Origin of the sequence: Rhodococcus sp. NPDC059179 (assembly GCF_042754885.1) — a bacterium.
Taxonomy (GTDB): Bacteria; Actinomycetota; Actinomycetes; order Mycobacteriales; family Mycobacteriaceae; genus Rhodococcus_G.
The window spans coordinates 52,532-67,021 of sequence record NZ_JBHZBV010000009.1; the positions used below are offsets into that span (position 1 = coordinate 52,532).

The 14,490-nt window shown below is 69.7% G+C and carries 12 protein-coding genes; 6 read left to right on the plus strand and 6 right to left on the minus strand.

Annotated elements, in window-relative coordinates:
- The first annotated feature begins 82 nt into the window (after positions 1-82).
- The 6 genes from ACFXMV_RS17225 to ACFXMV_RS17250 all read left to right on the plus strand — a co-directional run bounded on the left by ACFXMV_RS17225 (position 83) and on the right by ACFXMV_RS17250 (position 6,380).
- Positions 83-1,858 carry an ABC transporter family substrate-binding protein gene (locus tag ACFXMV_RS17225; protein ID WP_378501483.1) on the plus strand — a complete coding sequence of 592 codons (1,776 nt, stop codon included), beginning with the start codon at positions 83-85 and terminating at the stop codon, positions 1,856-1,858.
- Positions 1,855-2,733, plus strand: coding sequence for an N-acetyl-1-D-myo-inositol-2-amino-2-deoxy-alpha-D-glucopyranoside deacetylase (mshB, locus tag ACFXMV_RS17230; protein ID WP_378501484.1), 879 nt, complete (start codon positions 1,855-1,857; stop codon positions 2,731-2,733). The genes ACFXMV_RS17225 and mshB overlap by 4 nt, the downstream gene beginning before the upstream one ends.
- Positions 2,734-2,883: 150 nt before the next feature.
- The gene (locus ACFXMV_RS17235) at positions 2,884-4,260 is read left to right on the plus strand and encodes a glutamate decarboxylase (RefSeq protein ID WP_378503199.1); all 1,377 of its coding nucleotides are present in this window, start codon (positions 2,884-2,886) and stop codon (positions 4,258-4,260) included.
- A gap of 89 nt (positions 4,261-4,349) precedes the next feature.
- Positions 4,350-4,508 (plus strand): hypothetical protein, encoded by a 159-nt coding sequence (locus tag ACFXMV_RS17240; RefSeq protein WP_378498900.1) that lies wholly within the window; start codon positions 4,350-4,352, stop codon positions 4,506-4,508.
- A gap of 23 nt (positions 4,509-4,531) precedes the next feature.
- Positions 4,532-4,951 carry a hypothetical protein gene (locus tag ACFXMV_RS17245; RefSeq protein ID WP_378498899.1) on the plus strand — a complete coding sequence of 140 codons (420 nt, stop codon included), beginning with the start codon at positions 4,532-4,534 and terminating at the stop codon, positions 4,949-4,951.
- Between the two features lie 100 nt (positions 4,952-5,051).
- Entirely contained in the window at positions 5,052-6,380 is a 1,329-nt protein-coding gene (locus tag ACFXMV_RS17250; RefSeq protein WP_378498898.1) for a YncE family protein, read from the plus strand.
- Here the strand turns inward: ACFXMV_RS17250 and ACFXMV_RS17255 are convergent.
- The 6 genes from ACFXMV_RS17255 to ACFXMV_RS17280 all read right to left on the minus strand — a co-directional run bounded on the left by ACFXMV_RS17255 (position 6,377) and on the right by ACFXMV_RS17280 (position 14,436).
- Positions 6,377-7,063: a uracil-DNA glycosylase gene (locus ACFXMV_RS17255; RefSeq protein ID WP_378498904.1), complete on the minus strand. Its 687-nt coding sequence runs from the start codon at positions 7,061-7,063 to the stop codon at positions 6,377-6,379. The genes ACFXMV_RS17250 and ACFXMV_RS17255 overlap by 4 nt on opposite strands.
- Positions 7,064-7,135: 72 nt before the next feature.
- Entirely contained in the window at positions 7,136-8,137 is a 1,002-nt protein-coding gene (locus ACFXMV_RS17260; protein WP_378498897.1) for an esterase/lipase family protein, read from the minus strand.
- A 100-nt stretch (positions 8,138-8,237) separates the two neighbouring features.
- Positions 8,238-9,212: an esterase/lipase family protein gene (locus tag ACFXMV_RS17265; RefSeq protein ID WP_378498896.1), complete on the minus strand. Its 975-nt coding sequence runs from the start codon at positions 9,210-9,212 to the stop codon at positions 8,238-8,240.
- A 98-nt stretch (positions 9,213-9,310) separates the two neighbouring features.
- The gene (locus ACFXMV_RS17270) at positions 9,311-12,325 is read right to left on the minus strand and encodes an alpha-mannosidase (RefSeq protein ID WP_378498895.1); all 3,015 of its coding nucleotides are present in this window, start codon (positions 12,323-12,325) and stop codon (positions 9,311-9,313) included.
- 42 nt (positions 12,326-12,367) lie between these two features.
- On the minus strand, positions 12,368-13,960 hold the full coding sequence (locus ACFXMV_RS17275) for a PH domain-containing protein (RefSeq protein WP_378498894.1): 1,593 nt from the start codon (positions 13,958-13,960) through the stop codon (positions 12,368-12,370).
- Positions 13,957-14,436 (minus strand): PH domain-containing protein, encoded by a 480-nt coding sequence (locus tag ACFXMV_RS17280; protein WP_378498903.1) that lies wholly within the window; start codon positions 14,434-14,436, stop codon positions 13,957-13,959. Before ACFXMV_RS17280 ends, ACFXMV_RS17275 begins: the two co-directional genes overlap by 4 nt.
- Positions 14,437-14,490 lie beyond the last annotated feature (54 nt).

Sequence of the window (14,490 nt, forward strand, 5' to 3'; positions counted from 1 at the left end):
CGCGCACTGTGCGCGTGTTGTACCCCGATCGGGGTACAACACGCGCACAGGCGGCGTAGCCGCGAATCGGAAGGACGGGCGAGTGCATCGAGCGGGACGAGTTCGACGGATCCTGCCGATCGCGGCAACACTGATCGCCTGCCTCGCGCTGGCAGCCTGCACCGCGAACCCGCCCCCTCCCGTGGAGAGCACGGACAGCCCCAAGCCGACGAGCACGGTGCCCACCAAGAACACCGTGGTGGTGGCGATCGACGACGTGGGCCTCGGCTTCAACCCGCACCTGCTCTCCGACCAGTCCCCGGTCACCTCGGCGGTCAGCTCGATGGTGCTGCCGAGCGCGTTCCGTCCGGTGCCCAGCCCCACCCGGCCCGGCGGCACGGACTGGGTCCCCGACGAGTCCCTGCTGATCTCCGCGGACGTCACCTCGCAGGACCCGTTCACCATCACGTACCAGCTTCGCAACGAGGCGCAGTGGTCCGACAGCGCCCCCATCGCCGCCGAGGACTTCCGCTACCTCTGGCAGCAGATGATCAGCCAGCCCGGGGTCGTCGACCCGGCCGGCTACGGCCTGATCACCGACATCGGCTCCTCCGGCGGCGGCAAGACCGTCACCGTGACGATGCGCTCGCCGTATCCGGCGTGGCGGGAACTGTTCACCGACCTGCTGCCCTCGCACCTGGTGAAGGATTCGCCTGGCGGCTTCGCGCGCGGCCTCGCCGAGAACATCCCGGTCTCCGGCGCCCACTTCCACATCAAGTCCATCGACCGCGGCCGCGACGAGATCCTGCTCGAGCGCAACGACCGGTTCTGGGGTAGGCCCGCGACCCCCGACCAGATCCTGATGCGCCGCGGGGGATCGCACGCGCAGCTGGCCGACTCGATTCGCTCCGGCGACGCCCAGGTGGTGCAGGTGCGCGGCAACGGCCCGCTGCAGGCGCAGTTGTCGGCCGTCCCCTCGGTGCGGGCCGCCGTCACCGCCGCCCCCCGGGTGCTGGAGCTGACCCTCAACGGAAGGGTCCCCGAACTCGCGGACCAGCGGCTGCGGCGGGGCCTGCTGGGCCTGCTCAGCCCCGAACTGCTGGCCTCCGTCGGCACCCCGACCGGCGCGAACGCCACCCCGGCCCGGGCGCAGGTCTTGGCGCCGTCCGACCCCGGCTACGTGCCGACCGCACCACCCGCACTGAGCAGGGAGCAGTCGCTCGGGCTGATCGCCGAGGCCGGCTGGGCGTTCACGTTCGTCGACGGCCCGGACGTCACGGCGCCGGGCCGGATCATGAGGGACGGCAAGCAGCTCACGCTGGTGATCGGGGCGCCGGACAGCGACGATTCCGCGATCGCCGTCGCCAACACCGCGGCCGACCAGCTCCGCGCAGCCGGTGTCGACGCCACGGTGACGACGATGCGTCCTGACGAGCTGTACGGCAAGTCGCTTGTCGACGGAAAGGTCGACGCCGTGGTCGGCTGGGTGCGCGCGGGCTCGGACCCCGCCACCTCGATGGCCTCCCGATATGGCTGCCCGCCGCCTGCCGCGCCAGCCCCCGTTCCCTCCGGTGCGGCCGAGTCGCCCGGTGCCGAACCCGACGTCGTGCCCGATCCGCTTGCCCCGAGCAATCTTTCGGGTCTCTGCGATCCGGCTTTGCAGGCGGGTATCGACGACGCCCTTCGCGGGACCGCGGACGTCGGGCAGGTGATCGCGCAGGCCGAGCCGAAGCTGTGGGACCTCGCGGCCGTGCTCCCCGTCCTGCAGGACACGACAGTCGTCGCGGCCGGGCCGGGGGTGCAGGGTGTCTCGCTGACCGGTGCGATCCAGGTCGGCATCTTCGCCGACGCCGCCGGCTGGTCGAGGAGCCCGGAGTGAGCGAACGTCGACTGCTGCTGGTGCACGCCCATCCCGACGATGAGACCCTCACCACCGGCGGCACCATCGCGCGGTACGCCGCCGAGGGCGCGCAGGTCACGGTCCTGACGTGCACGTTGGGCGAGGAGGGCGAGGTGATCGGTGAGCGGTGGGCAGGCCTCGTCGCGGACCGCGCCGATCAGCTCGGCGGCTACCGCATCCTCGAACTGACCGCGGCGCTCGCGAGCCTGGGCGCCGACGGCCCCCGGTTCCTCGGCGGGGCGGGGCACTGGCGGGACTCCGGCATGGCGGGCACGCCGTCCGCCGCCAACCCGCGCGCCTTCGTGAACGCGGACCCCGAGGAGGCGGTCGAGGCACTCGTCGCGGTGATCCGGGACGTTCGTCCGCACGTGGTGGTCTGCTACGACCCGGAGGGCGGCTACGGACACCCCGATCACATCCAGGCACACCGCCTCGCGACGGCCGCGGCCCTGGCCGCGGGCACCGACAAGTATCCGGACGCGGGACGGCCCTGGTCGCCTGCAAAACTGTATTGGACTGTCACCGAGGCGAACTCGCTGGAGCAGGGAATCGACGGCATCACCGAGATCCCGCAGGCATGGCGGATGCCCGAACCGGGGGAACTGCCCTGTGTGCCCGACGAGACGGTGACCACCGCGGTGGACGTGCGGGCGGTGCTCGGCGCCAAGCGGGCCGCGCTGACCGCGCACGCGACGCAGGTGACGGTCTCGGAGACCGGCACGGAGTACGCGCTGTCGAACAATGTCGCGCAGCCGATCCTGGCCGAGGAACACTACGTTCTGGTGCGCGGCGCCCGCGGTGAGGTCGACGCCGACGGTCGCGAGCGGGACCTGTTCTCCGGCATCGCTTTCTAGAGCGCGGTCGCTCACCGGCCTGCGGTAAGCCCCCGGGGTGACCCGATCGGGGTTACCCTCGAGGTGTTTGATCGAAGGTTTCTGAGCTCACTTTTCTCACGTTGCATCCAGATCGAGTGTCGATTTCGCGATCACGGAGGGACGAAGCCGATGGCGCTTCACAGGGTGACCGACAGGGGCGGGGCCGCCCAAGACATCTACGCCACGCCGCTGAGCCAAGAGGTGCTGCCGAAGTACCAGATGCCGGACGGACCCGCGGATCCGCGGATCGCCTACGCGCTGATCCACGGTGAACTCGAACTGGACGGCAACTCGTCGCAGAATCTCGCGACGTTCTGCTCGACCTGGTCGGAGGACGAGGTCCACCGGCTGATGAACGACTGCCTCGACAAGAACATGATCGACAAGGACGAGTATCCGCAGACCGCGGAGATCGAATCCCGGTGCGTGCACATGCTCGCCGACCTGTGGAACTCGCCGGCCGGGCGGGACACCATGGGGTGTTCCACGACGGGGTCGAGCGAGGCCGCCATGCTGGGTGGGCTGGCCCTCAAGTGGCGCTGGCGCCAGCGCCGCAAGGCCGAGGGCAAGCCCGCGGACCGGCCGAACCTGGTGTGCGGGCCGGTGCAGATCTGCTGGGACAAGTTCGCCAGGTACTTCGACGTCGAGTTGCGCCAGGTGCCACTCGAACCGGGTGCGACCGGGCTGCGACCGCACCAATTGCGGGAGTACGTGGACGAGAACACCATCGGGGTCGTCGCCATCCTCGGCGTCACCTACACCTGCGACTATGAACCCGTCGCGGAGATCGCGGCGGAGCTGGACGCGATCATGGCGGACACCGGGCTGGACGTGCCGATCCACGTGGACGCGGCCAGCGGGGGCTTCATCGCGCCGTTCGTGCAGCCGGAGTTGGTGTGGGACTTTCGGCTCCGCCGGGTCGCCTCCATCAACACCTCCGGCCACAAGTACGGCCTGGCCCCGCTCGGGGTGGGCTGGGTGGTGTGGCGGGAGGCAGGCCTGCTGCCCGAGGAACTGGTGTTCCGGGTGAACTATCTCGGCGGTGACATGCCGACCTTCGCGCTCAACTTCTCCCGGCCCGGCGGCCAGGTGGTCGCGCAGTACTACCTGTTGCTGCGCCTCGGCCGCGAGGGCTATCGCAGGATCCAGCAGGCGTGTGCCGACACCGCCCAGGCCTTCGCCGAGGAGGTCAAGGCGATGGGGCCGTTCACGTTGCTCTACGACGGGCGCGGCGCGCTGCCGGCGGTGTCCTACACGCTGACCGATCCGGCCACGGCGGGCTTCTCGCTGTACGACCTCAGTGAGCAGCTACGGATGCGTGGCTGGCAGGTGCCGTCCTACCCGCTGCCTGCCAACCGTCAGGAGACCGTCATCCAGCGGGTTCTGGTCCGGCACGGGGTCTCGCGCGACGAGACCGCGTTGCTCGCGGAGGACCTCCGCCGATCGCTGGTGCGGTTGGCGGCGGGTACGCCCTCCGACGAGGCCAGGATGGGATTCCACCACTGATGGTTCCGGGCCCGACCGTGACCGCGGGCGCACACCCACATAGACTGTGATGTGGGTCATAGCCGGGTCGGGTCAACGGAAGGATGTCGATGTACAACTGGAGTGTTCAGAACGCGATCGTGGCATTCGTGGATTCGCTGCGCCCCAACTCGCAGATGCACCATGAGATGTACATGAACGGGCTGTACAACTTCGTTGACATGCAGAGCCACCTGCTGACGATGCTTGGCTACCCGCCGGTGGGCTGAGCCCCCCGCCTACGATTGGTGCCATGACTTCCGGCACCAGTACCGCACCGCCGGGGCGCGGGATCCTCGACTCGGCGATTCTCGGACTGCTGGTCTTCGACGGGGTGCTCACCGCCGTGCTGGCCGTGCTGTTCCTGCCCGCGCACCTGGGGTCGGTGGCGTTTCCGATCAGCGCGCTCGTCGCGGCCGTGATCAACGTGCTGCTGGTACTCGGTGCCCGCACCGTGACCGACCGGACATCGAGGGCCGCACTGCCGCTGCTCGGGTGGTTCCTCGGCTTCGTGTTGTGCATGTTCGGCGGCCCCGGCGGGGATTCTTTGCTGCTCGCGAGTCCGCTGACCCTGCTGCTGCTCGGGCTCGCGGTGGTGCCGGCCGGGCTGTTGCTGCTGAAGTTCGCCTCCGACGAGGCGGTCGCGCGCGGCGGTTCCGCCCGCCCGATCTAGGGACATCTCCGGGGTTCGATTCGCCGATTGCCGCTCGGGGCGGGCGAACGACTGTTAGCGTGCCCGTCGACCGCTGCAGCGCGACGACTGGAGTAGACACGTGACCGAGGCATCGAGCTGGTTGACCCGCTTCCGTCGGATGGGTTGGGCCACAGCGACGATGGCCACCGCCGTCGCCGCGACGTTCGGGGTCGGCGCGGGCGCCGCCAACGCCGACCCGCAGCCTGCGAACGGCCTCAACGAGGTGCTGTTCGTCGGGAACAACTGGGACGGGACCGCGGACGTCATCGAGTCGACCGGCGGCTACGCCAAGGTCGGCCGGGTGAACATCATCCCGGACAGGGAGGAGCGGCTGCGGGAGATCTACCTGAACCCGATCAAGCTGGCCTTCTTCCTCGGGGTGCGCGAGACCGCGGGCGAGGGCCACGACCAATTCGTCGACGACATGTACACCACGCCAGACGGATCCGCGGTGGTGGCGTCCCGTCCAAGCTTCGCCGACGTCGTGTCGATCGACCTGGTGAGCGGAAAGGTCAACTGGCGCTTCCCGGTGTCCGGCTACCGGGCAGACCACATGGCCGTTTCGCCCGACGGCAACCGGGTCGCGGTCTCCGCGTCGACCAGCAACACCGTGCACGTGCTCGACATCCACACCGGAGCCCAGGTCGGCTCGTTCACGACCGGCGACAAGCCGCACGAGAACGTGTTCACCGACGGCGGCCGCTACCTGTGGAACATGTCCATCGGCGAGGTGAACACCCCGCTGGACGCCCCGTCGCAGGACGGCACCAAGGGCGACCGCAAGATCACCGTTGTCGATGCCCAGACCTTCCAGACCGTCAAGGTGATCGACATGCGGGATCGTCTGGACGCCTTCGGCCGCAAGGACCTCTCGGATTCGGTTCGCCCCGTGGCGTTCACCCCCGACGAGAGCAAGCTCTACTTCCAGGTGTCCTTCTTCAACGGCTTCCTCGAGTACGACGTCGCCGCCGACAAGATCACCCGGATCAAGGAACTGCCGAAGAACCCGAACACCAACCCGGACCGAACCACTTGGGTCAACGACTCCCGCCATCACGGCATGTCGATCAGTCCCGACGGCGGCAGGCTGTGCATCGCCGGGACGATGGACGACTACGTCACCGTCGTCGACACCGCCACGCTGCAGGAGACCCCGATCGTCCCGGCCGGAAAGCCGTACTGGGCCACGGTCAACGGCGACGGCACGCACTGCGTCATCTCCGAGAGTGCCACCGATTCCGTGAGCGCGATCGACTTCGCGACCGGGCAGAAGGTGGCGACGGTGCCCGTGGGTGATCATCCGCAGCGGGTGCGTATCGGGCACGTCCCCGCCGGCTGGGGCGGTACTCCCGACGGCGGGACGGGCACGGGAAGCCTCGGCGCCTGGACGGGCAGCGCGGGCTCCTAGAGAAGCCCCGCTGACCGGCCGGCCTCGGCCAACACCGCCTCGACCATCGCCGGGGTGAGCCGCCCGGTGAAGGTGTTCTGCTGACTGACGTGGAAGCAGCCGAACAGGTGGAGTTCGCGCCCGTCGCCGGTCGGGGGGAGCACGATGTGCGCGCCGTGTCCGAACTTCGGCCGGGGCCTCGGGATCGCCCACCCGGCGTCGGCCAGCGCGGGCAGCAGTGCCTGCCAGTCGAATCCGCCGAGCACCACCACCGCCCGCAGGGTGGGGGTGAGCAGCCGCAGCTCCTCGTCGATCCAGCGCCTGCAGGTGTCCCGCTCGGTGGTGGTCGGCTTGTTGTCCGGTGGCGCGCAGTGCACCGGAGCCGTGACCCGGGTCCCGCGCAGGGCCAACCCGTCGCCGATGTGGGTGGCCGTGGCCTGGTTCGCCAGACCGACCGCGTGCAGCGCCGCGTACAACACGTCCCCGCTGCGGTCGCCGGTGAACATCCGGCCGGTGCGGTTCCCGCCGTGCGCGGCAGGCGCCAGCCCGACGATCAGCAGCGCGGCGTCCGCCGGGCCGAAGCCGGGAACGGGCCTGCCCCAGTAGGTCTCGTCGCGGAACGCGGCCCGCTTATCGGCCGCGATCTGCTCCCGCCAGGCGACCAGGCGCGGACACCGCCGACAGTCGATCAGTTCGGCGTCCATGTCGGCGAGGGTGGCATGGTGTTCCACAGGCCCGACGGTACCCGCGCGCTTCGGAGGCTGGCGGCGCCGTGGTCAGCATGCAGGCGTGCCGGGGAGATCCGGGTCGAGGGCCTGTCGGACGAGGAAGAGCGGCACCGCGTGGTCGAGGAGCCCGGTTGACGTACCCGCAATGCCGGGGATGGTCCTGGAATGCAAGACCGCGAGGTTCGGGTTGCCGCATCTGTCCTGAACTGTCATCTTGTGCACGGACTGTTCGGTTCCGGGAGCCGGCTTCAGGAACGAACTATGGTACGGGAGGATGCGATCGTCCTTCGTCGTCGCGATGACGGTGTATTCGATCCCCGGGAGCGTCTCCTGGGTGTTGAGATCGGTCAGAAACTCCGATCCTGTGGTCTGCTGTTGCATCGCGACCGAGGAACCCCACAGCTTGGCGATGGCCGGGGTGTAGCCCCAGTACGTAGTCCCGTGGGTCGACGGTCCGAGCATGACGAGTGCGTGAACCTTGTTGTTCGCGGGATTCTGCTGGCCTGCGCCGCCTGCAAACCGGAGGTACTGCCGGGCCAGCGTGCCGCCCTGCGAGTGCCCGACGACATCGACCTTCTGGGAACCCGTTCTTTCCCGAACTGACTCGATGAACTCGGCGAGTTCCCGCGCCGAGTCTTCGATTGCGGCGTGTCCCCAATCGTCCTTGACCAGGGGATCGCGGATGCCCGTCGGACCCAGGAAGTGAGCGGCGGCGAACCCATAGTTCAGTGCGAAGACGCAATATCCGTCGTCCCGGAGCGACTTGATCAGCGGTCCCGGCAGATTCGAGTCCTTCAGGTTGCCCCAGGCACTCTGCATTGTCATCCCCGTGCCGTGCACGAGCACGACCGGTCGAGGATGCCGCTCCGAGGGCACACAGCTCCAGTCGTTCGCGCCCGCGAGTTCGCCCTGTGGGGGATCCTGATCCCCCGCGGAGCCGGTCGACGAGGACTGGGCAGAGGCGGTTGCCGAGGGGACGATCGCGGTGCCGAGGGCGAACAGTGCGACGGTCGCGACGCTCGTCACGGCAACACGGAGCCGGGCTTTCATGTGAGTACTCCTGAGAAATGATCGGGTGGAATACGAAAGGGTGTGGGCCTCATGCCCGGTGGTGGGCCCTGTCGGACGGGTCACCGCGAGGCGCGGTGGCCTACCCGGAACAGGGGACCATGCCCGCGAGGGTCGGGTCGAGGGCCTTTCGAACGAGGAAGATCGGCGCCGAGTGGTTGAGAAGCCCCTGCGGGTCGCCAGCGTTGTTCTCCTCGCCTGCGTGCGTGATCTTGAGGGTCGTGCCAGGGCACTCGTCCTGCACGATCAAGTTCTCGACCGACGGGCCCGGGGCGAGGAACGACAACGTCGGGTCCGAGTAGGGCTTTCCGTCGCTGCCCGTATTGGTGATGATCGAGTCGGTGTTCGACGCGATGACGGTGTAGTCGATCCCCGGGAACGTCTCCTGGCCGGCGTTGAGCTGGGTCAGAAACGTCGAATTGACAGCCTGCTGCTGCATGGCCTTCGAGGCGCCCTTGGCGATGGCTGCGGCCTCGTTCGGGTACGTGCCGCCCATAGTCGTCCCGTGGTTCGACGGTCCGAGCATCGCCAGGGTGTGCACCTTGTTGCCCGACGCGCCGCCCTCGAACTTGAGATACTGGCGGGTCATCGTGCCGCCCTGCGAATGCCCGACTACGTCGACCTGTGCGGCGCCGGTGCGCTCGCGGACCGTGTCGATGAACGCGGCTAGTTCGCGCGCCGAAGCCTCGATCGCGGTGTGTCCCCACGCGTTTGCGCCCGGAAGACCGAAGGGGTCGGTGCGGGTGGCTGATGGGCCCCAGCCGTAGTTCAGCGCGAAGACGCAGTAGTTGTCGAGCTTGAGCGCGTCATTCAGTGGGCCCCAGGACTGCTCCATGCTCATGCCGGTGCCGTGCACGAGCACGACCGGCCGGGGATGCTGCTCCGATCTGCAGGCAAAGTTGTTGATTCCCGCGAGCGGTTGGGCGGGCGCCGCCCCGGCAGATCCCAAATCCGAGGACTGGGCAGAGGCGGTCGCCGAGGGGAGGAACGCGGTGCCGAGGGCGAACATGGCGACGGTCGCGAGGCCCGTTGCGGCCGCGCGGAGCCGGGTTTTCACGTGAGTACTCCTGAGAAGGGTTAGGGAAATGCGATGCGGTCCAGCCGTCATCTCTAGCAGCCGCGGAGCAATCGGCGCTGAAGAATGCGGATGATTGGTCAGGCCGACACTGCCCGCATTCTCAGCGTCACCACCTGGAACGGCCTCAGCGTCACGGTGATCGTTTCGTCCTCGACGACGACGCCAGCGGGGGCATCCAGCGGCCGCTCGAGCAGGTCGACGAACTCGACGCCCGCGTGCGGGAAGTCCACGTCGATCCGCGCGGTTGACCTGGCGCCGGTTGACTCGTACAGCCGCGCCACGACGTCGCCGGTGCGGTCCTCGGCGAGCTTGACCGCCTCCACCACCACAGCCGGATTCGACACCCGCAGTAGCGGTTCGGCCGGGGTGCCGCCCGTGACGGTGCGTGGCGACAGGTTGATCCGGTAGCCCTCGGCCACGGCGTCGCCGATCGACGCCCCCGGGCGGACCGAGACTTTCAGGGTGTGCGAGCCCTGATCGGAGGCCGGATCCGGGTAGAGCGGTGCGCGCAGCAGCGACAGGCGCACCGTGGTGGTGCTGCCGCCGTCCGGCCGGGTGGAGCGTCCGACGTCGTGGCCGTAGGTGGAGTCGTTCGCCACCGCGACGCCGTAGCCGGGCTCGCCGACGTGCACCCAGCGGTGCGCGCAGATCTCGAACTTCGCGAAGTCCCACGAGGTGTTGGAGTGCGTCGGGCGGAAGACGTGACCGAACTGGGTCTCCGCCGCGCTGCGGTCGGCGTGCACGTCGAAGGGGAAGGCCAGCTTGAGCAGCTTCTGCCGCTCGTGCCAGTCGATCTGGTTGGTGATCTCCAGCGCCAGGGCGCCGGGCGCGAGCTCGAGCCGCTGCACCGCCGTCGAGTCCCCGAACGACCTGCGCACCACCACGACATCGCCGTCTCGCGTCACCGAGTCCGCGTCCCGCAGGTCGGTCACCGTGTGGCGATAGAACTCATCGATGTCCCAGGCGTCCCACTGGTTCGGCACGTCCCGGTGCAGTTGCAGCAGGTTGCCGACCGCGCCGGGTGCGATGGCGTCGCGGCCGGTGTCGGCGTCGGTCAGCGAGGTGATCAGCCCGTCGCCGTTGATCGCGACCCGGATCAGGCCGTTGTCGAGGACGAAACCCTTGCCGCGCTTGGTGACCCGGGTGGGCTTCGCGTTGGAGTCCGCGGCCGAGATGCCGAGCGCGGGCACGCCGTCGCGCGCATCAGGGGCGGCGTTGAGCGTGAGGGTCGCCGTGCCCTTTCCGGTCAGCGACCGTGCCGACTCGGCGATGATCTTCTCCAGCCCCGCCGCGACCGCCGCGTAGTTGCGCTCCGCGTCGCGATGCACCCACGCGATGGAGCTGCCGGGCAGGATGTCGTGGAACTGCTGCAGCAGCACCAGGTGCCAGAGCCGCTCGAGCTCGTCGTGCGGGTAGTCCGCGCCCGCCCTCACCGCGGCGGTGGTCGCCCACAGTTCCGCCTCGCGCAGCAGGTGCTCGCTGCGACGGTTGCCCTGCTTGGTCTGCGCCTGCGACGTGTAGGTGCCGCGGTGCAGCTCCAGGTACAGCTCGCCGGACCACACCGGCGGGGTGGGGTATTCGGCCTCGGCGCGGCGGAAGAAGTTCACCGGGGAGTCCAGCGTGACGGTGGGCGAACCCTCGAGCGATCGGGTCCGCTCGGCCGCGGCCAGCATCTCCCTGGTCGGCCCGCCGCCGCCGTCGCCCCACCCGAACGGGACCAGCGACACGGTGCCGGCCCCCTGCTCCCGGTAGTTGCGCTGGGCGTGGCCGAGGTCGTGGCCGGACAGGTCCGAGTTGTACTTGTCGACGGGCGGGAAGTGCGTGAACACCTGGGTGCCGTCGATGCCCTCCCACCGAAAGGTGTGGTGCGGCATCTTGTTCGTCTTGTTCCAGGAGATCTTCTGGGTGAGGAAGTACCGCGACCCCGACAGGTGCACCAGCTGCGGCAGCGCGGCCGAGTAGCCGAACGAGTCGGGCAGCCAGACCTCGGGGGTGTCGATGCCGAACTCCTCGAGGAAGAACCGCTTGCCTGCCACGAACTGCCGCGCCATGGCCTCGCCGCCTGGCATGTTGGTGTCGGCCTCCACCCACATGCCGCCGACCGGGACGAACTGGCCGGCCGCGACCTTGTCGCGGATCCGCTCGAACAGTTCCGGGTAGCCGTCCCGCACCCAGGCGAGCTGCTGCGCCGAGGAGCAGGCGAACCGGAAGTCGGGGTGATCGTCCATCAGCGCAACGACATTGGAGAAGGTGCGGGCGCACTTGCGGATGGTCTCGCGGACCGGCCACAGCCATGCGGAGTCGATGTGCGCGTGCCCGACCGCGACCAGGTTGTGCGCGCTGGCATAGGCGGGACGCGCGAGCACCTCGCGCAACTGTGCACGCCCGGCGGCCGCGGTGCCCGCGATGTCGTCCGGGTCGACGGTGTCGAGCATTCGCTCGAGGGCGCGCAGGATCTCGTGCCTGCGCGGTAGGTCGAACGGCAGCGCGTGCATCAGGCCGCTGAGCGCCGCGATGTCCTGCGTCAGCTCCCACACCGTGCGGTCGCGGAGAGCGAAGTCGACCCGGCGGAGCTGATACAGGGGTTCGTCGCCCGCGGTCGCCCGGTCACCCATCGCGGTCGGTTGGAAGCCGAAACTCTTTGCCACGTCGGGGTTCGCGGCCATTTCGAGGTACAGGTCGAGGGGCCGGTGCGGATCCACCGGCAGGTGGCTGTTGAACGGCGAGATTGCCTTGATGACCGACCCGTCGGGCCGGTAGGCGAGCGCCTCCGCGTTGAAGCCGGGGCCGCCGGTGAAGCCGGGATCGACCACCAGCTCCACCTCGACGCCGTCACCCAACCGAGTCAGCCAGCCGGGTGGCACGCTGCCGGTCACGTGCAGCCACATCGTGCCCCACGGCCTGCCCCACCGGGTCCCGACCGTGATGGGCGCGAACTCCTGCGTCAGGGCCTCCGCCGCAGGCACGGGCTCGCCCGGCACCTGCCACGCGGAGATCTCGGCAGGCGCGGTCTCCCGGTAGAGCGCCGCGCCGAGCCGCTGGTCGACGAACCGCCGCAGCCGCTCTTCCACGATTTCGCGATCGTCGTGCATCGGTGTCCTCCGTGCGTCGATGAGATGTGCGGTGCCGTGCTGTCAGGTGGTTCGGATCCAGATGTCGCCCGCGCCGGGCGTCACCGTCTCGATCAGGGCCCAGGCGCGGTCGGCGGGCAGGTCGAGAACCTCGTAGTGGCCTGCGCCTGCAGGGGTGGCGGCGACGACGGTGGCCACCCCGGCGCGACGCTGAAAATAGCTCTGCCGCACGGTCCATCCGATGATCCCGTCGGCCTCGAGGCTGGCCCGGCTGCGGTCCAGTGAGCCGCTGCGGGTGATGAGCCAGCCGGGCGGCGCGGCGTGGCCGAGGCCCCGGTAGCGGTCCCAGGCCAGCGCGGTGGCTGCGACGGCCGCGGCCGCGAGCCCGGCCCACAGCGGCCAGCGCAGCGGCGCGCCCAGTGCTGCCGCGACCCCGGCAGTGGCAGCCAGTGTCGTCACCGGAATCAGTGCCCTGGTGTACCGGCGCCGCCTGGCCGCGGGGCCGTGCGCGGTGAGCGTCGTGGGGGAGTGCGCGCCGCCAAGGACCACGCCCGCCACCCGCTCCGCCTCGGCCTTCGGCGACTGCGGCATCAGCAGGGTGGACTGCGCCTTCTCGGCGCTGATCCCGGTCATGATCGCGTCGAGGCGTGCGCCTCCCGCGGCGCGCAGCAGCAGCGGCTCCCGCAGTGACGTGCCGCGCAGCCGGGTCCGGTCCAGGGTGGTCTGCCTGGTCTTGAGCAGGCCGTGGCTGACGTGGAGCACCGTGCCGGTGTCGGTGACCCTGAGGTTGCCGAACGCGATGAGGTAGCGCACGCAGGAGAGCGCGCTCGCCACGACGAGCAGCGCGAGCAGGGCCAGCGCGACCGCGACCGCGGTACCGAGCTGCTGCGCCGAATCGAGGCCGCGGGTCACCATCGGGGAGTTGGCGATCCGGCTGCCGAGGCCGTATTGGAAGGCGAGGCCGACCACCGCGGCCACCGTGAGCACCCCGGTCACGGAGAACGGCGCGTAGCGGACCCAGGCGGGCGTCCAGTGCGCGATCTCCGTCTCCGGCGTCCAGGCGGCCGCGCCCGCCTGCGCCGTTCCGGCGTCGGCCGATCCGGCCGGTTCCTGGTGCCCGGCCAGCAGGGCCGCGCGCAGCGCGGGCACCAGGGCGGAGTCGAGCGCGTTGAGCTCGAACCTCTTGGAGTCGCCGTGTCCGGACTGCTGGCCGGTGCCGATCCGGACGATGGAGAGGCCGAGCACCCTGTGCAGCACACCGGATTCCACATCGACCGAACGGATCCGGTTGCGCGGCACCGAGAGCAGATTCTTCTGGAACACCCCGGTACGCAGCTGCACGTGCACCGGACCGATCCGGTAGCTCGTGGTGAACCAGCGCAGCAGCGCGTAGGCCACGAGTGCGGCGACGACGGCCAGGCCGAAGATGTGGTTTCCGCTCTGGCTGCCGACGATCAGCGAGATCAGCAGCACCGGTAGCAGTTTGACGACCTCGTCGACGGGATGCACCAGCAGCATCCGCTTGTCGAGTCGCAGCCACGGCTGCTCCTGTTCGGCGGCAAGCGCGGCGGCGCCGGACGCCTCCGGCGGGGCGGTGCCGGGTGCGGGGTTCTGTGCCTCGAAGTACTGCGGGGCGCGGTGCCCTTGCGAACTCATGTCGCGTCCCCGATGTTGCGGCCGGCGATCTCGGTGAGCTGCGCGACGGTCCGGTCCGCGACCTCGCAGTCGAGCGCGGTGATGGTGACCGCGCCTGCGGACGACGCGGTGGTCACGGTGACCGTGGCGAGGCCGAGCATCCGGTCGATCGGTCCGCGCTCGGTGTCGACCGTCTGCACCCGCGAGATCGGGGCGATGCGGCGCTCCTGGTTGAACCATCCGGTCTTCGTGTACACCGCGTCGGTGCTGACCTCCCAGCGGTGCACCCGGTAGCGCCACTGCGGCACGACCAGGATGTGCGTCAGCGCGAACGCCAGGCTGGCGGCGAACACCGCGACGTGCGGCCAGGTGGTCCAGCGTCCGTCGACGAATCCCCAGACGATCTGGGCGATGAAGATCGGGATCCACAGCAGGGCGGCGTTGACCGCCCACAGCAGCGGGGCCCGGGTACTGGGCCGCCACTGCGGGTCGGCCATGGTGACGACGGGAGGCGGGGGAGTGCTCACCGCCCCAGCCTGCCCGATGTCGGG

Coding starts and splice junctions, on each gene's coding strand:
- ACFXMV_RS17235 (WP_378503199.1), top strand. CDS start 2,884: ATGGCGCTTCACAGGGTGACCGACAGGGGCGGGGCCGCCCAAGACATC.
- ACFXMV_RS17240 (WP_378498900.1), top strand. CDS start 4,350: ATGTACAACTGGAGTGTTCAGAACGCGATCGTGGCATTCGTGGATTCG.
- ACFXMV_RS17245 (WP_378498899.1), top strand. CDS start 4,532: ATGACTTCCGGCACCAGTACCGCACCGCCGGGGCGCGGGATCCTCGAC.
- ACFXMV_RS17255 (WP_378498904.1), bottom strand. CDS start 7,063: ATGGACGCCGAACTGATCGACTGTCGGCGGTGTCCGCGCCTGGTCGCC.
- ACFXMV_RS17260 (WP_378498897.1), bottom strand. CDS start 8,137: ATGAAAGCCCGGCTCCGTGTTGCCGTGACGAGCGTCGCGACCGTCGCA.
- ACFXMV_RS17270 (WP_378498895.1), bottom strand. CDS start 12,325: ATGCACGACGATCGCGAAATCGTGGAAGAGCGGCTGCGGCGGTTCGTC.
- ACFXMV_RS17275 (WP_378498894.1), bottom strand. CDS start 13,960: ATGAGTTCGCAAGGGCACCGCGCCCCGCAGTACTTCGAGGCACAGAAC.
- ACFXMV_RS17280 (WP_378498903.1), bottom strand. CDS start 14,436: ATGGCCGACCCGCAGTGGCGGCCCAGTACCCGGGCCCCGCTGCTGTGG.